This is a genomic window from Asticcacaulis currens, assembly GCF_028550395.1.
GTDB lineage: Bacteria > Pseudomonadota > Alphaproteobacteria > Caulobacterales > Caulobacteraceae > Asticcacaulis > Asticcacaulis currens.
This window is the reverse complement of sequence record NZ_JAQQKW010000003.1, coordinates 55,219-74,186: the sequence shown is the minus strand read 5'-3', so window position 1 is coordinate 74,186 and position 18,968 is coordinate 55,219. Positions and strand designations below refer to the sequence as shown.

Annotated in this window: 29 protein-coding genes; 27 read left to right on the top strand and 2 right to left on the bottom strand. The window is 60.8% G+C overall.

Annotated features, from left to right (window positions below; all coding sequences use genetic code 11):
* Positions 1-3: 3 nt before the first annotated feature.
* From rpsS to PQU94_RS05630, 27 genes are all read left to right on the top strand, one after another.
* Positions 4-282 carry a 30S ribosomal protein S19 gene (rpsS, locus tag PQU94_RS05760; protein WP_013478462.1) on the top strand — a complete coding sequence of 93 codons (279 nt, stop codon included), beginning with the start codon at positions 4-6 and terminating at the stop codon, positions 280-282.
* Between the two features lie 3 nt (positions 283-285).
* Positions 286-669, top strand: coding sequence for a 50S ribosomal protein L22 (gene rplV / locus PQU94_RS05755; RefSeq protein WP_013478463.1), 384 nt, complete (start codon positions 286-288; stop codon positions 667-669).
* Positions 669-1,424, top strand: coding sequence for a 30S ribosomal protein S3 (rpsC, locus tag PQU94_RS05750; RefSeq protein WP_013478464.1), 756 nt, complete (start codon positions 669-671; stop codon positions 1,422-1,424). Before rplV ends, rpsC begins: the two co-directional genes overlap by 1 nt.
* Before the next feature lie 5 nt (positions 1,425-1,429).
* Positions 1,430-1,858, top strand: coding sequence for a 50S ribosomal protein L16 (gene rplP / locus PQU94_RS05745; protein ID WP_013478465.1), 429 nt, complete (start codon positions 1,430-1,432; stop codon positions 1,856-1,858).
* A 5-nt stretch (positions 1,859-1,863) separates the two neighbouring features.
* Positions 1,864-2,058 (top strand): 50S ribosomal protein L29, encoded by a 195-nt coding sequence (gene rpmC, locus PQU94_RS05740; RefSeq protein WP_013478466.1) that lies wholly within the window; start codon positions 1,864-1,866, stop codon positions 2,056-2,058.
* Positions 2,059-2,069: 11 nt separating this feature from the next.
* Complete coding sequence (gene rpsQ / locus PQU94_RS05735) at positions 2,070-2,309, top strand: 30S ribosomal protein S17 (protein WP_013478467.1); 240 nt, start codon at positions 2,070-2,072, stop codon at positions 2,307-2,309.
* 299 nt (positions 2,310-2,608) lie between these two features.
* A complete protein-coding gene (gene rplN / locus PQU94_RS05730) occupies positions 2,609-2,977 on the top strand; it encodes a 50S ribosomal protein L14 (protein ID WP_013478468.1) in 369 nt (122 codons plus the stop codon).
* On the top strand, positions 2,977-3,291 hold the full coding sequence (rplX, locus tag PQU94_RS05725; protein ID WP_126420980.1) for a 50S ribosomal protein L24: 315 nt from the start codon (positions 2,977-2,979) through the stop codon (positions 3,289-3,291). The genes rplN and rplX overlap by 1 nt, the downstream gene beginning before the upstream one ends.
* Positions 3,284-3,841: a 50S ribosomal protein L5 gene (rplE, locus tag PQU94_RS05720; RefSeq protein WP_013478470.1), complete on the top strand. Its 558-nt coding sequence runs from the start codon at positions 3,284-3,286 to the stop codon at positions 3,839-3,841. Before rplX ends, rplE begins: the two co-directional genes overlap by 8 nt.
* An 18-nt stretch (positions 3,842-3,859) precedes the next feature.
* On the top strand, positions 3,860-4,165 hold the full coding sequence (gene rpsN / locus PQU94_RS05715) for a 30S ribosomal protein S14 (protein ID WP_013478471.1): 306 nt from the start codon (positions 3,860-3,862) through the stop codon (positions 4,163-4,165).
* Positions 4,166-4,181: 16 nt separating this feature from the next.
* Entirely contained in the window at positions 4,182-4,580 is a 399-nt protein-coding gene (rpsH, locus tag PQU94_RS05710; RefSeq protein WP_126420976.1) for a 30S ribosomal protein S8, read from the top strand.
* 37 nt (positions 4,581-4,617) lie between these two features.
* Entirely contained in the window at positions 4,618-5,151 is a 534-nt protein-coding gene (rplF, locus tag PQU94_RS05705) for a 50S ribosomal protein L6 (RefSeq protein ID WP_013478473.1), read from the top strand.
* Positions 5,152-5,154: 3 nt separating this feature from the next.
* Positions 5,155-5,508: a 50S ribosomal protein L18 gene (gene rplR, locus PQU94_RS05700; RefSeq protein ID WP_013478474.1), complete on the top strand. Its 354-nt coding sequence runs from the start codon at positions 5,155-5,157 to the stop codon at positions 5,506-5,508.
* A 12-nt stretch (positions 5,509-5,520) separates the two neighbouring features.
* A complete protein-coding gene (rpsE, locus tag PQU94_RS05695; protein ID WP_013478475.1) occupies positions 5,521-6,096 on the top strand; it encodes a 30S ribosomal protein S5 in 576 nt (191 codons plus the stop codon).
* Between the two features lie 5 nt (positions 6,097-6,101).
* Complete coding sequence (gene rpmD / locus PQU94_RS05690) at positions 6,102-6,278, top strand: 50S ribosomal protein L30 (RefSeq protein WP_013478476.1); 177 nt, start codon at positions 6,102-6,104, stop codon at positions 6,276-6,278.
* 148 nt (positions 6,279-6,426) lie between these two features.
* Positions 6,427-6,906 (top strand): 50S ribosomal protein L15, encoded by a 480-nt coding sequence (gene rplO / locus PQU94_RS05685; RefSeq protein WP_272740526.1) that lies wholly within the window; start codon positions 6,427-6,429, stop codon positions 6,904-6,906.
* 174 nt (positions 6,907-7,080) lie between these two features.
* Entirely contained in the window at positions 7,081-8,433 is a 1,353-nt protein-coding gene (secY, locus tag PQU94_RS05680) for a preprotein translocase subunit SecY (RefSeq protein ID WP_272740525.1), read from the top strand.
* Complete coding sequence (locus tag PQU94_RS05675; protein ID WP_272740524.1) at positions 8,430-9,002, top strand: adenylate kinase; 573 nt, start codon at positions 8,430-8,432, stop codon at positions 9,000-9,002. The genes secY and PQU94_RS05675 overlap by 4 nt, the downstream gene beginning before the upstream one ends.
* A gap of 348 nt (positions 9,003-9,350) precedes the next feature.
* Positions 9,351-9,719 (top strand): 30S ribosomal protein S13, encoded by a 369-nt coding sequence (rpsM, locus tag PQU94_RS05670; RefSeq protein ID WP_126420968.1) that lies wholly within the window; start codon positions 9,351-9,353, stop codon positions 9,717-9,719.
* 14 nt (positions 9,720-9,733) lie between these two features.
* The gene (rpsK, locus tag PQU94_RS05665) at positions 9,734-10,123 is read left to right on the top strand and encodes a 30S ribosomal protein S11 (protein WP_013478481.1); all 390 of its coding nucleotides are present in this window, start codon (positions 9,734-9,736) and stop codon (positions 10,121-10,123) included.
* Positions 10,124-10,195: 72 nt separating this feature from the next.
* Positions 10,196-11,212, top strand: a complete 1,017-nt coding sequence (locus PQU94_RS05660) for a DNA-directed RNA polymerase subunit alpha (protein ID WP_013478482.1) — start codon at positions 10,196-10,198, stop codon at positions 11,210-11,212.
* A 310-nt stretch (positions 11,213-11,522) separates the two neighbouring features.
* The gene (gene rplQ, locus PQU94_RS05655) at positions 11,523-11,939 is read left to right on the top strand and encodes a 50S ribosomal protein L17 (protein WP_272740523.1); all 417 of its coding nucleotides are present in this window, start codon (positions 11,523-11,525) and stop codon (positions 11,937-11,939) included.
* 255 nt (positions 11,940-12,194) lie between these two features.
* A complete protein-coding gene (locus PQU94_RS05650; protein ID WP_272740522.1) occupies positions 12,195-12,347 on the top strand; it encodes a hypothetical protein in 153 nt (50 codons plus the stop codon).
* 163 nt (positions 12,348-12,510) lie between these two features.
* Positions 12,511-13,710 (top strand): alkaline phosphatase family protein, encoded by a 1,200-nt coding sequence (locus PQU94_RS05645; RefSeq protein ID WP_272740521.1) that lies wholly within the window; start codon positions 12,511-12,513, stop codon positions 13,708-13,710.
* A 158-nt stretch (positions 13,711-13,868) separates the two neighbouring features.
* Positions 13,869-15,128 (top strand): TCR/Tet family MFS transporter, encoded by a 1,260-nt coding sequence (locus PQU94_RS05640; protein ID WP_272740520.1) that lies wholly within the window; start codon positions 13,869-13,871, stop codon positions 15,126-15,128.
* Between the two features lie 10 nt (positions 15,129-15,138).
* Complete coding sequence (locus PQU94_RS05635) at positions 15,139-16,413, top strand: TCR/Tet family MFS transporter (RefSeq protein ID WP_272740519.1); 1,275 nt, start codon at positions 15,139-15,141, stop codon at positions 16,411-16,413.
* An 85-nt stretch (positions 16,414-16,498) separates the two neighbouring features.
* Positions 16,499-17,914, top strand: coding sequence for a Do family serine endopeptidase (locus tag PQU94_RS05630; RefSeq protein WP_272740518.1), 1,416 nt, complete (start codon positions 16,499-16,501; stop codon positions 17,912-17,914).
* Positions 17,915-17,948: 34 nt separating this feature from the next.
* On the opposite strand, the gene PQU94_RS05625 is transcribed toward PQU94_RS05630, so the two are convergent.
* Entirely contained in the window at positions 17,949-18,398 is a 450-nt protein-coding gene (locus PQU94_RS05625) for a DUF1003 domain-containing protein (protein ID WP_272740517.1), read from the bottom strand.
* Entirely contained in the window at positions 18,395-18,964 is a 570-nt protein-coding gene (locus PQU94_RS05620; protein WP_272740516.1) for a demethoxyubiquinone hydroxylase family protein, read from the bottom strand. The genes PQU94_RS05625 and PQU94_RS05620 overlap by 4 nt, the downstream gene beginning before the upstream one ends.
* Between the last annotated feature and the right edge of the window lie 4 nt (positions 18,965-18,968).

Sequence of the window (18,968 nt, the reverse complement as noted above, 5' to 3'; positions counted from 1 at the left end):
TCCATGGCTCGCTCCGTATGGAAAGGTCCCTTTGTCGATGGCCACCTTCTTAAGAAGGCGGAAGCGGCTCAGGCCGGCGGTCGCAAGGACGTCATCAAGACGTGGTCGCGCCGCTCTGTCATCATGCCCCAGTTTGTGGGGCTCACCTTTGGTGTTTATAACGGTCAGAAGCACGTGCCGGTGCTGGTGTCGGAAGACATGGTCGGCATGAAGCTCGGTGAATTTTCGCCCACGCGGAACTTCCCGGGTCACGCCGCTGACAAGAAGGCGAAGAGGAAGTAAGCCATGTCGCAAACGTCCAATCCTCGCCGCGTAAAGCCGACCGAAGCCCGCGCCAAGCTGGTCTCCATCCGCATCAGCCCTTACAAGCTGAACCTGGTGGCCCAGTCGATCCGCGGCCTGAAGGTCCAGCGCGCGCTCAACGAGCTTGAGTTCTCGCACAAGCGCATCGCCGGCGACGTTCGCAAGGCCCTGTATTCGGCGATCTCCAACGCCGAAAACAACCACAACCTCGACATCGACAACCTGTTTGTCGCCGAGGCATATGTGGGCAAGAACATCGTCATGAAGCGCTTTGCGTCCCGCGCCCGCGGTCGCTCGTCGCGTATCCTGAAGCCCTTCTCGGAACTGACCATCGTCGTCCGTGAACTTGGTCAAGAGGCTGCCTAATGGGTCAGAAAGTCAATCCGATCGGTCTGCGCCTCGGCGTCAACCGTACCTGGGACTCGCGCTGGTTCGCCGCCCGTCAGGAATACGCGAAGCTGCTGCACCAGGACCTGAAGATCCGTAAGGAACTGAAGGAAAAGCTGAACGCCGCCGGCGTGTCGCGCATCATCATCGAGCGTCCGCACAAGAAGTGCCGCATCACCATCTATGCCGCCCGGCCGGGCGTGGTGATCGGCAAGAAGGGTGCTGACATCGACAAGCTGCGTAAGGACATTTCTGCCCTCACCGAGGGCGAAGTGTTCCTGAACCTGGTCGAAGTCCGCAAGCCGGAAGTCGATTCGCAACTGGTCGCCGAATCCATCGCTCAGCAGCTGGAACGCCGCGTGGCTTTCCGCCGCGCCATGAAGCGTTCGATCCAGTCGGCCATGCGTCTGGGCGCCAAGGGCATCCGTATGAACCTGTCGGGTCGTCTCGGCGGTGCGGAAATCGCCCGTATGGAATGGTACCGTGAAGGTCGCGTGCCGCTGCACACCCTGCGTGCGGACATCGACTTCGGCTTTGCCGAAGCCCTGACCACCTACGGCATCATCGGCGTCAAGGTGTGGATCTTCAAGGGCGAAGTCCTTGAGCACGATCCGATGGCCCAGGACAAGCGCTGGTCGCAGGAAGCTTCGGGCCCGTCGTCGAACGAGCGTCCGGAGCGCGGCGAGCGTAACAACCGTGGCCCGCGCCGCGATCGCAACAATAAGGAGGCCTGATCGCTATGCTGCTTCCTAAGCGCACAAAATACCGTAAGGCCTTCAAGGGCCGCATCCACGGTAATGCCAAGGGCGGCTACACGCTGAACTTTGGTTCCTATGGTCTGAAGACGGTCGAGCCTGAGCGCTTGACCGCCCGTCAGATCGAAGCCGCCCGTCGGGCCATCACGCGTCAAATGAAGCGTCAGGGCCGCGTCTGGATCCGTATCTTCCCGGACCTGCCCGTCACGGGCAAGCCCGCCGAAGTCCGGATGGGTTCCGGTAAGGGTTCCGTGGATTACTGGGCGGCCCGCGTGGCCCCCGGCCGTATCCTGTTTGAAATCGACGGCGTCGCGGACGACATCGCCCGTGAAGCTCTGCGCCTCGGCGCGGCCAAGCTGCCGGTTCGTACCCGCGTCGTGACCCGTCTCGACGCCGGCATTGCGGCGGAGTAAGGACCATGACTAAGATTGCCGACCTGCGGGGCAAGACCCCCGATCAGCTTCAGGAAGAACTGCTGAACCTCAAGAAGGAACAGTTCAACCTTCGTTTCCAGAAGGCCACCGGCCAACTGGAGAAGACCCACCGTGTGAACGAAGTCCGCAAGGACATCGCGCGCATCAAGTCGCTTCTGACCACTCAGAAGTCTGCCTAAAGGAATAGACCATGCCCAAGCGCATTCTTGAAGGTCTGGTTGTTTCTGACAAGGGCAACAAGACCATCGTCGTGAAGGTCGAGCGTACCGTTCTGCACCCGGTTCTGAAGAAGCCGGTGCGCGTTTCAAAGCGCTACCACGCTCACGATGAAAACAACACCTACAAGGCCGGCGAAGTCGCTCGTATCATCGAGTGCGCGCCGAAGTCCAAGCTGAAGACCTGGGAAGTGCTTCCCAAGGACGCAGCCTAAGACATCAGAGGCCCGGAAGGCTATTTCAGCCTTCCGGGTTTCGGTCTTTTGACATTTGCGATCCGGTTCCGCCTGCCTTCGGGATTTCGCGGAAAACCCTTCGCAGACGTTGAACCGGAGAGATGCTCACGGAACCTCCACCCCAAACGGGCGGAACGGCTTCGTTGAGCATTTTTCCGTTTGCTTATTCGGAGGAAATAGGGTTTAAGGCCCGCTTCCTCGGAATCCTCAGTCGTCTTCGCGGAAGTCTGCGCCCGAAAGGGTGGGGGCCTTTTGCGAGATTTTGGAAAGTTTGAATTATGATTCAGATGCAAACTAATCTGGACGTTGCCGATAATTCGGGCGCGCGCCGGGTCATGTGCATCAAGGTGTTGGGCGGCTCCAAGCGCCGTTACGCCTCGGTGGGTGACCTGATCGTCGTCTCGGTTAAGGAAGCGATCCCCCGTGGCCGCGTGAAGAAGGGTGACGTTCTGCGCGCCATCGTCGTGCGCACCTCGAAAGACATCCAGCGCAAGGACGGTTCGGTGATCCGTTTCGACACCAACGCCGCTGTGATCGTGAACAAGTCGGGTGAGCCCATCGGCACCCGTATCTTCGGGCCGGTTCCGCGCGAGCTGCGCGCCAAGAACCACATGAAGATCATCTCGCTGGCGCCGGAGGTCCTCTAATGGCTGCGAAGGTTAAGAAGGGCGACAAAGTCGTCGTCCTGACGGGTAAGGACAAAGGCCGCACCGGCACCGTCCTGAAGGTTCTCCCGACCGAGAACCGCGTCGTTGTTCAGGGTATCAATATCGTTCAGCGCCACACGCGCGCTTCGCAAACGAACCCGCAAGGCGGTATCATCAACAAGGAAGCCTCGCTTCACCTTTCGAACGTCGCCGTGGCTGATGCCAACGGCAAGCCGACCCGCGTCGGTTTCCGCGTCGAAGGCGACAAGAAGGTGCGCTTCGCCAAGAGCACCGGTGAGGTCATCAATGGCTGATCAAGCTTATACCCCGCGCCTCAAGGCCGTCTATCAGGACAAGATCCGCGCGGCGCTGAAGGAAGAGTTCGGCTACACCAACGAAATGCAGGTCCCCAAGCTCGACAAGATCGTCGTGAACATGGGTATCGGCGAAGCCGTTGCCGACTCCAAGAAGGTCAAGGCCGCGATTGCGGACCTGGCCGCTATCACCGGTCAGAAGCCGGCTGAAACCAAGGCCCGTAAGTCTATCGCCGGCTTCAAGCTGCGCGAAGGCATGGTGATCGGCGCCAAGGTGACGCTGCGCAAGCACCGTATGTATGAATTCCTGGACCGCCTGATCACGATTGCGCTGCCGCGCGTGAAAGACTTCCGCGGCCTGAACGGTAACTCCTTCGACGGTCGTGGCAACTACGCCATGGGCCTGAAGGAACACATCGTGTTCCCGGAAATCAACTACGATCAGATCGACCAGATGTGGGGCATGGACATTGTTGTCTGCACCACGGCGAAGAGCGACAAGGAAGCCAAGGCTCTCCTGAAGCACTTCCAGTTCCCGTTCGTTTCGTAAGGGGAAAGGTACAGAACAATGGCTAAGAAATCGGCTGTAAACCGTAACGAGATGGTCAAGAAGCTCGTTGACAAATATGCTGCCAAGCGCGCTGCGCTGAAGGCGGCGGCTGTTGACGAATCCCTTCCCCTGGAAGAGCGCTTCGAAGCCCGCCTCGCCCTCGCCAAGCTGCCCCGCAACTCGGCGCCCACCCGCATCCGCAACCGCTGCGAAGTCACCGGACGTCCGCGCGCCTTCTATCGCAAGCTCAAGATGAGCCGCGTCAGCCTGCGCAAGCTGGCCAATGAAGGCCAGATCCCCGGCATGACCAAGGCCAGCTGGTAAGGGAAGATCACACAACATGTTCATCTCTGATCCCCTGAGCGATATGATCGCCCGCATCAAGAACGCCGCCCAGCGCCAGCGTTCTAAGGTGCTCACCCCCGCGTCCAAGCTGCGCGCCCGCGTGCTCGACGTCCTCAAGGACGAAGGCTACATCCGCGGTTACGAACTGCTTGAAGTGCCGGGAGAATTCCCGCAGTTCGAAATCGAACTGAAGTACTTCGACGGTCAGCCGGTCATCGCGGAAATTGCCCGCGTGTCCAAGCCCGGCCGTCGCGTCTATTCGTCGATCAAAGATCTGAAGCCGATCAAAAACGGCCTCGGTATCGCGATCCTGTCCACGCCCAAGGGCGTCCTGTCTGACACCGCTGCCCGCGAACTGAACGTTGGTGGCGAAGTCCTCTGCCGCGTCTACTAAGACCGGCGGGACTTGCTTAAGACCATAGGAACACACAATGTCTCGTATTGGGAAAAAGGCCATTGCAGTACCGAAGGGCGTGACCATCACGCTCGACGGTCAGGCCATCACGGTTAAGGGGCCCAAGGGCCAGCTCAACTGGACCGTGGTTGAAGAAATTGAAGTCACGCACGAAGCCGACAACCTGTCGGTTGCGCCGCGTGGTGAAACCGCTCGCCACCGTGCGATGTGGGGTCTGTCGCGCACGCTCATCGCCAACATGGTGAAGGGCGTTACCGAGGGCTTCGAGTCGAACCTCGAACTGGTCGGCGTCGGTTACCGCGCTGCCATGAAGGGCAACAACCTCGAACTGTCGCTCGGTTTCTCGCACCCGGTCGAAGTAGCTCCGCCTGCCGGCGTCACCTTCGTCGTGCCGAAGCAGACCGAAATCAAGATCCAGGGCATCGACAAGCAGGTCGTCGGCGAACTCGCCGCCAAGATCCGCAAGATCCGTCCGCCTGAGCCGTACAAGGCCAAGGGTGTCCGTTACGCCGGCGAGAAGGTTCGCCGCAAGGAAGGGAAGAAGAAGTAAGCCATGGCTCTCTCTCCTCGTGAACAAATGGCTCGTCGGGCGCAGCGCAACCGCACCCGCCTCAAGAGCCTCTCCAACGGCCGCCCGCGTCTGTCGGTCTTCCGTTCGGACAAGAACATCTACGCTCAGGTCATCGACGATTCGAAGGGCGTTACGGTTGCTGCCGCTTCGTCGCTCGAAACTGCTGCCAAGCGTGGATCGAACGCCGCTTCCGCCACCGAAGTGGGCAAGCTGGTCGCCCAGCGCGCCATCGAAGCCGGTATCAAGGACGTTGTCTTTGACCGTGGCGGTTACATCTATCACGGCCGGGTGAAGGCGTTGGCAGATGCCGCGCGTGAAGCCGGTCTCAACTTCTAAGGGGTACGTTCAATGGCTCGTCCCAGCGAAAACCGCAACGATCGTCGCGAACGCACCGAAGAACCTTCGGAGTTTGTCGAAAAGCTCGTTCACATCAACCGCGTCGCCGCCACCGTGAAGGGTGGCCGTCGCTTCAGCTTCGCTGCTCTGATGGTCGTTGGTGACCAGAAGGGCCGCGTCGGCTTCGGTCATGGCAAGGCGCGCGAAGTGCCGGAAGCCATCCGCAAGGCGACCGAAGAAGCCAAGAAGTCGATGGTTCGCATCCCGCTGCGTGAATCCCGCACCCTGCACCACGACGGTTACGGCCGTTGGGGCGCCGGCAAGATCCAGCTCCGCGCGGCCCCTCCGGGCACCGGCGTGATCGCGGGTGGTCCGATGCGTGCCGTGCTCGAAACCCTGGGCGTTTCTGACGTCGTGGGCAAGTCGCTCGGTTCGTCGAACCCTTACAACATGGTGCGCGCCACCTTTGAAGCTCTGAAGGTGCAGTCTTCGCCCCGTCAGATCGCCGCCAAGCGCGGTAAGAAGGTTGGCGACATCCTGACGCGTCGCAACGATGGCGCTTCGTCGCCTGAATCGATCGAGGGCTAATCATCATGGCTCAAGTCACTGTCAAGCAAACCGGCAGCCCCATCCGCCGCACCAAGGACCAGCGTGCTACGCTCGCCGGTCTGGGTCTCAACAAGATGGGCCGTGTCTCGACTCTGGAGGATACCCCTTCGGTCCGCGGCATGATCGCCAAGGTCGCTCACCTTATCGAAATCGTTGAGTAAGCGGCTCCGCCGAGATTAAAACAAAGACGCCCCGGCCTCCGTGTCGGGGCGTTTTGCTATTTATGAGAGCCGTGTTTCTTAACGGTTTCCGTTTTTCCAGCCGAGTTGGCCTTAGCGCCAGCGCATCTTATCAAGAAAGGCATCCCAGATGACCAAGCTGAATGAAATCCGTGACAATGAAGGCGCCACCAAGGGCCGTATGCGCGTTGGCCGTGGTCCCGGTTCGGGCAAGGGCAAGACGTCGGGTCGTGGTGTAAAGGGTCAGAAGTCGCGTACCGGCGTATCGCTGCTGGGCTTCGAAGGCGGCCAAATGCCGCTGTACATGCGTATGCCGAAGCGTGGCTTCAACAAGCACAACCGCGCTGAATACGCCGAAGTCAACCTGTGGCGTCTGCAACAGGCCGTTGACGCGGGCAAGCTCGACGCCACCGCCACCATCGACGCCGCCGCTCTGAAGGCCGCCGGTGTGATCCGTCGTGAACTCGACGGCGTGCGCCTCCTAGGCGAAGGCGAACTGAAGGCCAAGCTGACCCTGTCGGTCTATTCGGCCACCGCTTCGGCGGTCAAGGCGGTCGAAGCCGCGGGTGGTTCGGTCGCTCAGGCCCGTCCCGCCAAGACCGAAGCCTAAGTCAAAAATGTCACGCACCCTGATCTTTAAGGATCAGGGTGCGGCATTTTCGTTTTCGCTTCCCCATATGCGACCAAAGCCGGGCGTCACTCGCTTTGACAACGGCTTACGGGGCCCGTAAGGGTGGTATAGACAGGACGGAATCATGCGTTTCGTCCGCGACTTGAGGTTTTCATGGCATCTGCGGCTGAACAATTAGCGGCCAATCTGAACTTCAGCGCCTTTGCCAAGGCGACGGAGCTTCATAAGCGTCTTCTTTTCACTCTGGGCGCGCTGATCGTCTATCGTCTGGGGACCTATATCCCCATTCCTGGCATTGATCTGGCGGCTTTCGAGCGGGCCTTCTCCGGCCAGTCTCAGGGCATTCTGGGCATGTTCAACATGTTCTCCGGCGGTGCCGTTGAACGTATGGCCATCTTCGCCCTGAACATCATGCCTTATATCTCGGCGTCGATCATCGTTCAGCTTATGGGGTCGGTCTATGCGCCGTGGGAAAAGCTGCGCAAGGAAGGCGGCGAAGCGGGGCGCAAGCAGCTCAATCAATATACCCGCTATCTGGCTCTTATTCTGGCACTTGTGCAGTCCTTCTCCATCGCGGCTGGTATGCAGGCGTCGGGTCTGGCGCTCGATCCCGGGCCGATGTTCCTGATTTCCTCAGTTGTTACCCTGACGGGCGGCACCATGTTCCTGATGTGGCTGGGTGAGCAGATCACGGCGCGCGGCGTCGGTAACGGCACCTCACTGATTATTTTCGCCGGTATCGTCGCGGTCCTGCCGCGCACCATCGGCAACCTGCTGGCGCTCGCCAAGGAAGGGCAGATCAATGCTGGCGTCCTGCTGCTGATCGTGCTGGTGCTGGTCGCGGCTATCGTCTTCATCGTGTTCATGGAGCGCTCGCAGCGTCGTCTGCTCGTGCAGTATCCGAAGCGTCAGGTGGGCAACCGCGTCATGGGCGGCGAATCGTCCTTCATGCCGCTCAAGGTCAACACCGCGGGTGTCATTCCGCCGATCTTCGCCTCGTCACTTCTGCTGATGCCGACGACGGCCGCCGCCTTCCTGGCGCGTGACCCGTCTAAGGTGCCGGAATGGCTGTCGTGGCTGCCGGGCGTGACGGCGCAACTGACTCACGGTCAGCCGGTCTTTATGGCGCTCTATGCGGCCATGATCATCTTCTTCTGCTTCCTCTACACCTCTCTGGTCTTCAATCCCGACGAAACGGCCGAAAACCTGCGCAAGTATGGCGGCTTCCTGCCGGGCATCCGTCCGGGCAAGCGCACGGCGGAGTATCTTGACTTCGTGCTGACCCGCATCACGGTTATCGGCGCGGCCTATATCACCATCGTCTGTCTGCTGCCGGAATTCCTTATCTCGAACCTGGGCAACAGCTTCTATTTCGGCGGCACCTCGATCCTGATCGTCGTGACCGTCACCATGGATACGGTGGCTCAGATTCAATCGCATCTGCTGGCGCACCAGTATGATGGCCTGATCAAGAAATCAAAAATGCGGGGAGCGCGCGGCAGATGAACCTGATTCTTTTCGGACCTCCGGCAGCGGGAAAAGGCACGCAGGCCAAGCGTCTGGTCGTGGCGCACAATATGGTGCAGCTTTCGACCGGTGATATGCTGCGCGCCGCCATCGCATCGGGTTCCGAGCTGGGCCAGAAGGTCAAGTCGATTATCGACACGGGCGGGCTGGTGTCCGATGACATTGTGATCGACCTGATCAAGACCAATCTGCCGGCAGCCGAAGCCGCGGGCGGCGCCATTTTTGACGGCTTCCCGCGTACCGTGGCTCAGGCCGAGGCGCTCGACGCCATGCTGGCCGAACGCGATGCGACTATCGACATCGTCGTCCGCCTCAAGGTTGATGACAATGCGCTGGTCGAACGCATCGAAAAGCGTTTTGCCGAGCAGGGGCGTTCGGACGATAATCCGGAAAGCTATAAGGTCCGCCTGGCGGCCTATAATGCCCAGACCGCACCGCTGCTGCCCTACTACGCGACGCAGGGCAAGCTGGTCGAGGTCGATGGCATGGGTTCGGTCGAAGAGGTTTCGGCCCGTATCGAAGCCGCGCTTTCGGAACACGTAAATTAATTGAGATTCGGAAACCTTGGTTTCCAATGCCTTCACCCCAAAACAGGGGCGGGGGCACCCCTCCGGCTCAGGCCGGAACCCAACCCTACCGTCTTTTTGGGGCTTGCAACGGCTTTCACCTCCCGTTAACGGCTTCGGACAACGGAACTCACCGGGACATTGTCAGATTCAGTTTGAATCTTGACAATATCTCAATCCTACCCATTGACGGGAGCCAAACCCTCTGTATAAGGGGCAGCTTCCGCGAAAGGCGCTTGTGCCCGCTCACCCGCCATCCCTGAGGGATGGGGTGGCAGGCGCGTCCCTTTCGCCTTTTAACGTGTCAACGCACGTTCAGGAGATTCAGACGTGGCCCGTATCGCAGGCGTCAACATACCGACCAACAAGCGCGTTGTGATCGCGCTCCAGTATATCCACGGCATTGGTCAGCAAAAGGCCAAGGAAATCGTGGAAAAGGTGGGCATCGAAGACGCCCGCCGTGTCAACCAGCTTTCGGACGCCGAGGTGCTGCAGATCCGCGAAACCATCGACCGTGACTATCTGGTCGAAGGCGATCTGCGTCGCGAAACGTCCATGAACATCAAGCGCCTGATGGACCTGGCCTGCTACCGCGGCCTGCGTCACCGTAAGGGCCTGCCGGTCCGTGGTCAGCGCACTCACACTAACGCCCGCACCCGCAAGGGTCCGGCGAAGCCCATCGCCGGCAAGAAGAAGTAATCGGGATCTGATTTATGGCCAAAGAACCTTCCCGCGTTAAAAAGCGCGAGCGTAAAAACATCACTTCGGGCGTGGCGCACGTCAACGCCTCGTTCAACAACACCATGATCACCATCACGGATGCGCAGGGTAATGCGATTTCGTGGTCGTCGGCTGGTCACATGGGCTTCAAGGGTTCGCGTAAATCGACCCCTTACGCGGCTCAGGTTGCCGCTGAAGACGCCGGCAAGAAGGCGATCGAGCACGGTGTGAAGACGCTGGAAGTCAGCGTTGCCGGTCCTGGTTCGGGCCGTGAGTCGGCTCTGCGCGCACTGCAAGCCGTCGGCTTCACGATCACCACCATCCGTGACGTGACCCCGATCCCGCACAACGGTTGCCGTCCGCCGAAGCGTCGTCGCGTTTAATACCGATTTCTACCCCTTTTCCGTTGCCCTCGGCGTGAAGCTGAGGGCAACCTTTCTCGTCTGAGGGACGCAATGATCGAAAGAAACTGGCAGCAGCTTATTCGTCCCGAGAAGCCCCAAATCGAGTCCGGTCAGGATTCCCAGCGCAAGATGCGTCTTGTTGCGGAACCCCTGGAACGCGGCTTTGGCGTGACGCTCGGCAATGCTCTGCGCCGCGTGCTCCTGTCCTCCCTGCAAGGGGCGGCGGTGACGGCGGTACAAATCGACGGCGTTGTTCACGAATTTTCCTCCATCGAGGGTGTTCGTGAGGACGTGGTCGATATCATCCTCAATATCAAACAACTGGCGCTGCGTATGCACGCCGAAGGCCCAAAGCGCATGGTTCTGCGCGCATCGTCGGCTGGACCGGTGACCGCGGGCATGATCGACGTCCCGTCGGACATCGAAGTGCTGAACCCCGACCACGTCATTTGTACGCTGGACGAAGGCGCTTCGGTGCGTATGGAGTTCACGGTTCAGACCGGCAAGGGCTACGTCCCCGCCGACCGTCTGCGTCCGGAAGACGCGCCGATCGGCCTGATCGCCGTCGATGCGCTCTATTCGCCGGTCAAGAAAGTGGCTTATCGCGTCGAGCCGACCCGTCAGGGTCAGTCGCTCGACTATGATAAGCTGGTGCTCGACGTTGAAACCAATGCGGCGGTGACGCCGGTGGACGCCGTGGCCTATGCCGCGCGCATCCTGCAGGATCAGCTTCAGATCTTCATCACCTTCGAAGAGCCGAAGCCGGCCATCGTCGAAGAAGGCAAGCCTGAGCTGCCGTTCAACCCGGCCCTCCTCAAGAAGGTCGATGAACTGGAACTCAGCGTCCGTTCGGCGAACTGCCTGAAGAACGACAACATTGTCTATATCGGCGACCTGATCCAGAAGACGGAATCGGAAATGCTCCGTACCCCGAACTTCGGCCGCAAGTCGCTGAACGAAATCAAGGAAGTTCTGCAATCGATGGGTCTGTCGCTCGGCATGGATGTGCCGAATTGGCCGCCGGAGAATGTCGAGGACCTCGCCAAGAAGTTTGAAGACCAGATCTAACTTTCTCACATCTCGATCTCGGTATGCGATATCGAGATGTGGTAATCAAGATGGCGAAAGCCAGGCTCGGGTCGGCATAGTTCGTACTTGGGGCCTGGCTTTCACTTTTTATAGAAGGTGAATTTTACGAAATTCATTTTCGACTTACCGGGAAAGACCAAAACCTTGTCCCGGTAATTTCCAAAGGACATGTCGTCCGGCGGACGTTCGGAGCGGGCAGGGGTCACGAAGGCCCTTCGACCTTGAGCTTTGGGCCTGTTTTTGGGGCCACGCACAGCCAGAGTGCGGCGTGGTCTTATGGAGAACTATTATGCGTCACGGTTCCGGTTACCGTAAACTCGGTCGTACCACCTCGCACCGCATCGCCATGTTTGCCAACATGTCGGCCTCGCTCATCAAGCACGAGCAGATCGTCACCACCCTGCCGAAGGCCAAGGAACTGCGTCCTTTCGTCGAAAAGCTGGTCACGCTCGCCAAGTCGGGCACACTGCACGACCGTCGTATCGCCATCTCGCGCGTCCGTGACGTGACCCAGGTCGGCAAGCTGTTCGACGTGCTGGCCAAGCGCTATGCCGATCGCAACGGCGGCTATATCCGCATCATGAAGGCCGGCTTCCGCCACGGCGACAACGCCGCCATGGCCGTCATCGAATTCGTCGATCGTGACGAGTCGGCCAAGGGTCAGGATTCGGGCCCGGTCTTCACCGCTGACGCTGGCGAAGAATAAGTCAGGGCCCATAGCCCTTTGAGAAAAGGCCTCCGGAGCGATCCGGAGGCCTTTTTCATACTTCATCAACCTCTGTTAACGCGCCTGTGAACAATTGGGGCAGAACTGTGACTGTCTTAGCGGGGCTTTATTCCCTATCGTTCAGATGCAGATTTCGTCAGAGTGCGTCTGAAACGTCTAGGCTGACCTTTCAAGGCCAACGCCCTCCCCGTGATGAAATTGGCAGCGTTCCCCAAAAGCCAACAGGAGGTTTACATGCTGAGTGATACCCGGACCATTGATGTCGGCGGCGTGCTCGCCCTGTCCGAAGCGATGACGGAATATGCCTATACCGATCACAGCGAAACGGTCGATGCACCGGAAGTGTTCGACCAACCGCTGCTGGACGCGGTGCGCGCCTGCGATTGACACCTGTATAATCCTGAACACAGGCCTCCGGTTTCGCCGGGGGCCTTTTTGGTGTTGATACAGCCCTTGTCATCGACCTGTCATGCCCGCTAGTTACGACGGAAAGGGATTTTTGTAGAAGGCGTTGCGTATGCGGACTTTGTGGCGGTTGTGGTTTTGCGGTTTGGCCGCGCTTATCCTGTCGGCCTGCGCCAGCCTGCCGTCGGAGACTTCGTCCCCGCGCCACACCCTGATCCTTATCTCGATTGATGGCTGGCGCGCCGACTATCAGACGCGCGGTCTGACGCCCAATCTCAGTTATCTGGCCGAAAACGGGGCGACCGGCCCGATGCGCCCCAGCTTTCCGTCCCTGACCTTCCCCAACCACTATACGCTGGTGACGGGCAAGCGTCCGGACCACCACGGTATTGTCGGCAACACCATGCGCGACCCGCAGCGCCCCGGCGTAACCTTCAGGCTGTCGGACCGCGAACAGGTGACCGACGGCTTTTGGTGGAACGATGCCGAGCCCTTCTGGGTGACGGCCCAGGCTAAGGGCGTGAAGGTGGCCACCATGTTCTGGCCCGGTTCCGAAGCCGAGATCCACGGCGCACGCCCCTATAAATACGCGACCTTTGAAGACCATGTGCCGCCCGCTACGGTGGTTGAGCGCGGTCTGGCCTGGTTCGATGTACCTGAGGCCGAACGCCCGCAGGCCCTGACCCTCTATTTCAGCGACGTCGATCATGCCGGGCACGACTTCGGTCCTGACAGCCCGGAGGTGGCGGCCTCTTTGCAAGCCGTGGACGAGGGGATAGGTCACCTGATCGCGGGCCTTAAGGCGCGGCGTCTTTGGGGCAAGGTCAATATCGTCATTATCGGCGACCACGGCATGACGCGGCACAAGCCCGAAACCTTTATCAAGGTGGCGGACCTACTGCCCCCCGACAGCGCGACGGTCTATGGCGGTCAGGCGGCGGGCTTTATACCCAATCCGGGCAGGGAAAAGCAGGTTGAGGCCGCCCTGCTGAAACCGCACGCCCATATGCAATGCTGGCGCAAACAGGACATACCGGCGCGCTTTCACTACGGCACACACCGCCGCGTGCCGCCGATCGTCTGTCTGGCCAATCCGGGCAGCTACATCGTGGCCCCCTCGCGCGACGACTGGATGCCGAAGCCACAGGGCGGGAGTCACGGCTATGATCCCTATAATCCGGAGATGTTTACGCGCCTCATCGTCTTTGGCCCCGATATCCGGCCGGGCGTCACGCTGAAGACGTTTGACAATGTCGATGTCTATCCGCTGATCATGCACCTGATGCATGTCAAGGCGCAGCCATCGGACGGTCGTCTGCGCGATCTGGCCCCTGCTCTCAGATAGGTCTGGGATGGCACACAATGGATTTCACGAAATAAACGTAGAAAAAACAGTTTGTTGCTCCGATAAATTGCCGTGCCGAAATCGCAGGGCGGACTAGCCAAGTCCGACGAATTAACCTATGTAGGTCCGCTGTTTTATTTCGTCTGCAAGGCTGGAACGTGAGCGGAACACCCGAACTGTCGCGCCCTCATAAGGCGGCGGTCCCGTTTATCTTTGTCACCATCTGCCTCGATATCGTGGCGCTGGGCCTGATCATTCCGGTGACGCCCGCCCTGATCGCGGACTTTGTCGGTGATGTGTCGGCGGCGGGCTACTGGGTGGGCCTGTTTGGTTCGCTGTGGGGCGTGATGCAGTTTATTTCCTCGCCGGTCGTGGGGGCCCTGTCGGACCGCTTCGGTCGCCGGCCCATCGTGCTGCTCTCCAATTTCGGCCTGGGTATGGACTATCTGCTGATGGCCATGGCGCCGGGGCTCGGCTGGCTGCTGCTGGGGCGTCTGATCAACGGCATCACCTCGGCCAGTATTTCGACGGCCTATGCCTATATTTCCGATGTGACCCAGCCGGAAAACCGTGCCAAATATTTCGGCATGATGGGGGCCGCGTTCGGTCTGGGCTTCGTTCTGGGGCCGCTCTTGGGTGGGGTGCTGGGCGATATTGAGCCGCGTCTGCCGTTTTATGTGGCAGCGGGGTTGAGCCTGCTGAACTTCTGCTATGGCCTGTTTGTCCTGCCCGAATCCCTGCCCTTGCAAAACCGCAAGCCCTTCTCGCTGCGCACCGCCAATCCGCTGGGGGCTCTAACCTTCCTCAGCCGCAATGGCGACCTGATGCGCCTGTCTCTTGTCAATCTGACGGTCAATTTCGCCCATCAGGTTCTGCCGACCACCTTTGTCCTCTATGCCGCTCTGCGCTTCGGCTGGGGCCCCAAGGAGGTGGGCTGGACGCTGGCGGCGGTCGGCGTGTGCAGCGCCATCGTGCAGGCGGGTCTGACCGGGCGTGTGGTCAAGGCCATCGGCGAAAAGAAGGCCATGCTGTTGGGCCTGAGCTTCGGTGTTATCGGCTTCCTCGGCTACGGACTGGCGCCCACCTGGCAGGCCTATGTCCTCTTTATCCCGTTGATGAGCCTGTGGGGCCTGACGGGTCCGGCGGCGCAGGCCCTGATGACCTCAAAGGTCGCCCCGCAGGAACAGGGCACCTTGCAGGGGGCCAATATGAGCCTGATGTCGGCGGCGGGCATCTTCGCGCCCCTGACCTTCGGGGCGGTGTTTGCCGTGGCCTCGACCCACGGGCCGGTGACCGCCGGTGCGCCCTTTGTGCTGGCGGCCGCCATTCTGGGTCTGGCCCTGCTGATCGCCGCCGGCGTCAAGGCCGCCATACGCCACAGCGGCAACGGCGCGCCGCCGTCCGGCCCCGTACACTGACCGAGGCGACATGGGGGGCGTGAAAGCACATCTCAAACCGGGGGTGATGTTCATCTTCATCACCGTCTGTCTCGACATGATGGCGCTGGGGCTCGCCATACCGGTCCTGCCGCGCCTGATCGAAACCTTTGTCGGCTCGGTGACGGCGGCCAGCTGGTGGAGCGGGGTGTTCAACTCGCTGTGGGGCTTCACGCAGTTCGTCTGCTCCCCCATATTGGGGTCGCTGTCCGACCGCTTCGGCCGCCGCCCCATCATCCTGATGTCCAATCTGGGGCTGGCGCTCGACTATCTGATCATGGCGCTGAGCGGCAATCTGATGTGGCTTCTGATCGGGCGACTGCTCAACGGCGTGACCTCGTCCTCGATCACCACGGCCTATGCCTATATCAGCGACATTTCCGAGCCAGACGAACGCGCGCAGATGTACGGCTATATCGGTGCGGCCTTCGGTGTCGGTTTCGTCATGGGCCCGGCGCTGGGCGGGCTGCTGGGCCATATCGATCTGAGATTGCCCTTCTGGGTGGCGGGCGGCTTGAGCGTGCTGAACGCGCTCTATGGGGCGCTGGTCCTGCCGGAATCGCTCGATAAGGCGCACCGCAAACCCTTCAGCCTGAAAAACGCCAATCCGATCGGCTCAATCCTCTTCCTGTGGCAGGCCAAAAGCGTCATGCGTCTGGCCCTGATCAGCACGGTGTCGAACTTCGCCCACCACGTCATCCCGGCGACTTTTGTGCTGTATGCCAGCTACCGGCTGGGCTGGGGCGGGCGCGAGGTCGGTCTGGCCATGGCCTATTACGCCGTGTGGGCGGTGATCGTGCAGGGCGGGCTGACCGGTATAGTCGTTAAGCGGATCGGCGAGAAGGCGACTCTGGTCATTGGCCTTTTGTGCGGCGTCGTGGGCTTTATGAGCTATGGCTACAATACCGACTGGCGCGTGTTTCTGATCACCATTCCGGTCATGAGTTGCTGGGGCATGACCAATGCCGCCCTGCAATCTCTGATGACGACGCGCGTCGGCACCGGCGATCAGGGCCTGCTACAAGGGGCGGTCAACAGCCTGATGTCGCTGTCGGGCATCGTCGCGCCGTTTGTTTTCGGCTACATTCTGTCGGTGATGACGCGACCGGGCGTGGATAAGGTGTGGTCGGGGGCGGCCTTCTTCTCGGCGGCTGTGGTGCTGCTGCTGGCGTTTCTGATGGCGCTGGGCGTGCGCGACCGTTCAAAGGACGAACCGGTGCCGGAGGTGCCCAAGCCCGTGCACCACGACCACGAACCGCTGTTCTGATTTCGTGGCCAAACCCTGCGGCCTTGAAGTCGCCATTTTGGTTTTTACATTAGTCCCTATGACGATAAGAGCCAAAGAGATCACCATGACCTTGAAATCCGTCCTGCTGGTGTCCGTTTGCGCCGTAATGGCCGCCTGTTCACCGGGCGAGGGCAAGTCGCAAGACTATCAGGGCTTTAATCAGGCCCCGGCCCCGGCGACGCGCAAGGTGCCGGGCGATGCCGGTGCCATGAAGTCGTCCTTCTCGCCCGTGGTCAAGCAGACGGCGCCCGCCGTGGTCAACGTCTATGCGCGGCGCGTGACCCGTCAGCAGGTCGATCCCTTCTGGCAGTTGTTCGGTGGCGGCGTGCCGCAGGCCCGCGTCGAGCAGTCGCTGGGTTCCGGCGTCATCGTGCGCGCCGACGGCATTGTGGTCACCAACAACCACGTGGTGCAGGGCGGTCAGGAATTCATGGTGGTGCTCAATGATCGCCGCGAATTTCCGGCCAAGGTGCTGCTGGCCGATGAACGCAGCGATCTCGCCATCCTCAAGCTCGACACCACCGGTCAGAAGTTCCCGACCATCAATCTTCAGGAAGGCCACGATCTTGAGGTCGGTGATCTGGTGCTGGCCATCGGCAACCCGTTCGGCGTGGGGCAGACCGTCACCAACGGCATCATCTCGGCCTTGGACCGCACCGATGTGGGGCAGGGCGAGGGGGCTTTTATTCAGACCGACGCGGCCATCAATCCCGGCAATTCGGGCGGGGCGCTGGTCGATATGGACGGTCGCCTGATCGGTATTAACTCGTTCATCCTGTCGCGCTCAGGCTCGTCAGCCGGCGTCGGCTTCGCTATCCCTGCGGCCATGGTGCGCCGCGCGGTCGATACGGCTCTGGGCGGTAAATCGACGCTGGTGCGGCCGTGGCTGGGGGCCAAAGGCGACGGCATGACCACCGAAATCGCCCGCTCTCTGGGCCTGTCGCGTCCGGACGGTATTCTGGTCTCCGACGTCTACCCCGGCGGTCCGGCGGACAAGGCGGGCCTGAAGACCGGCGACGTCATCCTGGGCATCAATGGCGAGGCCGTTAACGACCCCAAGGCGCTGAACTATCGCGTCGGCCTGCTCAATCCCAATGACGCGGCGGCGCTGAAGGTGTTGCGCGCGGGCAAGGAATTAAGCCTGACGGCCCGCGTCTCTCCGCCTAGCGGCGCACCCAAGGACCAGCGCGCCCTCAACGGCAACTTCCCGCTGAATGGGGCCACCGTCGTCAACCTGTCGCCGGCTGTCGCCGATGAGATCGGGCTTGATCCGTTTGCCGCATCGAAGGGCGTGATGATTTATTCGCTGTCCGGGCGTTCCTACGCGGCGGCAGCCGGCTTCCGACCGGGTGACATCGTCAAGGACGTCAATGGACAGGCCATCACCTCGACGGCGCAACTGGAGTCGGTAATGAAGTCGGAGCGCCGCTTCACCATTACCATCAGCCGTGGCGGTCAGAACATCACGGCGCAATTTTGATGAACCGCCTCCCTTGCAATAGCGAGGGCGGCGATCAGTCCCGTTTCGCCAGTTCGGCCCGCAGCGCGCGGTTATCCTCGATCAGCGCTTCGACCAGCCCAATCAGCCGCGCCACGTCCTGTTCGCGCAGCAGGTCCATCTTTTCGTGCAGGCCGCAGATATCTTCTTCGGCCTTGATATTAACGTGGTAATCGGCCTCTGCCTTCTGACGATCCACTTCGGCCTGCCGGTTTTGCGACATCATGATGATGGGCGCGGTGAAGGCCGCCTGAAACGACAGGACCAGATTGAGGAGGATGAACGGGTAGGGGTCCCAGCCGCGAATCCACGCCACGCTGTTGACCGCGATCCAGCCGAACAGCAGGATCGACTGAATGATGATAAAGCGCCACGACCCGACGATGGCGGCGATACCGTCGGCTGCCTTGGCCCCCAGATTGCGCAGGTCTTCGGCGCGGTGCGGCGGCAGCGGGACGGGGCTCATATCTTCTCGCTGATCTTGATGGCCAGCTTGCAGCCGCCTTTGATTACCGCCGACAGCAACGGATAGAAGGGGGCCTCGTGCGCCCCTTCTTCGATGGCGTGATCGTGGTGGCGCAATTCATCGTCGCGAAACTGCTTAAGCTCGGCCGCCAGTTCCGGGTCGCGCGCCTGCGTCTCGGCAATCTGACCTTGGTAATGTTCGGAGATAACGCTTTCGACCGCTTCGGTGCAGGCGTGAGCGGCCTTTTCGCCCAGAAGCGCCGTCGCCGCACCCAGACCCAGCGCCGCCATACGCCACACCGGCGTCATCACGGTCGGTCGGACCTGATGGTCGCGCATCAGGGTTTCGAAGCGGTCCAGATGCACCTGCTCCTCGCCCTCCATGCGTTTGAGGTCATCGCTCAGGGTGGCGTGCGGCGTCGCGGCAAACACAGCCGCTTGCGCGCGATAGATATGCACAGCCGCCAGTTCGCCGGCGTGATCGACGCGCAGGATTTCGTGCAGGCGGCGCTGACGCTCGCCCGCACCGGGCTTGGGAGGCGTTAATCGCAGGGCGGCTTCCGTCATGTTC

What these genes read in the sequence shown, in the direction of transcription:
- rpsS (WP_013478462.1), top strand. Translation starts at nt 4, where the DNA reads ATGGCTCGCTCCGTATGGAAAGGTCCCTTTGTCGATGGCCACCTTCTT.
- rplX (WP_126420980.1), top strand. Translation starts at nt 2,977, where the DNA reads ATGGCTGCGAAGGTTAAGAAGGGCGACAAAGTCGTCGTCCTGACGGGT.
- rpmD (WP_013478476.1), top strand. Translation starts at nt 6,102, where the DNA reads ATGGCTCAAGTCACTGTCAAGCAAACCGGCAGCCCCATCCGCCGCACC.
- rpmC (WP_013478466.1), top strand. Translation starts at nt 1,864, where the DNA reads ATGACTAAGATTGCCGACCTGCGGGGCAAGACCCCCGATCAGCTTCAG.
- rplF (WP_013478473.1), top strand. Translation starts at nt 4,618, where the DNA reads ATGTCTCGTATTGGGAAAAAGGCCATTGCAGTACCGAAGGGCGTGACC.
- rpsK (WP_013478481.1), top strand. Translation starts at nt 9,734, where the DNA reads ATGGCCAAAGAACCTTCCCGCGTTAAAAAGCGCGAGCGTAAAAACATC.
- PQU94_RS05650 (WP_272740522.1), top strand. Translation starts at nt 12,195, where the DNA reads ATGCTGAGTGATACCCGGACCATTGATGTCGGCGGCGTGCTCGCCCTG.
- PQU94_RS05630 (WP_272740518.1), top strand. Translation starts at nt 16,499, where the DNA reads ATGACCTTGAAATCCGTCCTGCTGGTGTCCGTTTGCGCCGTAATGGCC.
- PQU94_RS05625 (WP_272740517.1), bottom strand. Translation starts at nt 18,398, where the DNA reads ATGAGCCCCGTCCCGCTGCCGCCGCACCGCGCCGAAGACCTGCGCAAT.
- rplR (WP_013478474.1), top strand. Translation starts at nt 5,155, where the DNA reads ATGGCTCTCTCTCCTCGTGAACAAATGGCTCGTCGGGCGCAGCGCAAC.
- rplV (WP_013478463.1), top strand. Translation starts at nt 286, where the DNA reads ATGTCGCAAACGTCCAATCCTCGCCGCGTAAAGCCGACCGAAGCCCGC.
- PQU94_RS05660 (WP_013478482.1), top strand. Translation starts at nt 10,196, where the DNA reads ATGATCGAAAGAAACTGGCAGCAGCTTATTCGTCCCGAGAAGCCCCAA.
- rpsH (WP_126420976.1), top strand. Translation starts at nt 4,182, where the DNA reads ATGTTCATCTCTGATCCCCTGAGCGATATGATCGCCCGCATCAAGAAC.
- rplO (WP_272740526.1), top strand. Translation starts at nt 6,427, where the DNA reads ATGACCAAGCTGAATGAAATCCGTGACAATGAAGGCGCCACCAAGGGC.
- rpsQ (WP_013478467.1), top strand. Translation starts at nt 2,070, where the DNA reads ATGCCCAAGCGCATTCTTGAAGGTCTGGTTGTTTCTGACAAGGGCAAC.
- rplN (WP_013478468.1), top strand. Translation starts at nt 2,609, where the DNA reads ATGATTCAGATGCAAACTAATCTGGACGTTGCCGATAATTCGGGCGCG.
- PQU94_RS05620 (WP_272740516.1), bottom strand. Translation starts at nt 18,964, where the DNA reads ATGACGGAAGCCGCCCTGCGATTAACGCCTCCCAAGCCCGGTGCGGGC.
- secY (WP_272740525.1), top strand. Translation starts at nt 7,081, where the DNA reads ATGGCATCTGCGGCTGAACAATTAGCGGCCAATCTGAACTTCAGCGCC.
- rpsE (WP_013478475.1), top strand. Translation starts at nt 5,521, where the DNA reads ATGGCTCGTCCCAGCGAAAACCGCAACGATCGTCGCGAACGCACCGAA.
- rpsC (WP_013478464.1), top strand. Translation starts at nt 669, where the DNA reads ATGGGTCAGAAAGTCAATCCGATCGGTCTGCGCCTCGGCGTCAACCGT.
- rpsN (WP_013478471.1), top strand. Translation starts at nt 3,860, where the DNA reads ATGGCTAAGAAATCGGCTGTAAACCGTAACGAGATGGTCAAGAAGCTC.
- rplP (WP_013478465.1), top strand. Translation starts at nt 1,430, where the DNA reads ATGCTGCTTCCTAAGCGCACAAAATACCGTAAGGCCTTCAAGGGCCGC.
- rplE (WP_013478470.1), top strand. Translation starts at nt 3,284, where the DNA reads ATGGCTGATCAAGCTTATACCCCGCGCCTCAAGGCCGTCTATCAGGAC.
- rplQ (WP_272740523.1), top strand. Translation starts at nt 11,523, where the DNA reads ATGCGTCACGGTTCCGGTTACCGTAAACTCGGTCGTACCACCTCGCAC.
- PQU94_RS05635 (WP_272740519.1), top strand. Translation starts at nt 15,139, where the DNA reads ATGGGGGGCGTGAAAGCACATCTCAAACCGGGGGTGATGTTCATCTTC.
- PQU94_RS05675 (WP_272740524.1), top strand. Translation starts at nt 8,430, where the DNA reads ATGAACCTGATTCTTTTCGGACCTCCGGCAGCGGGAAAAGGCACGCAG.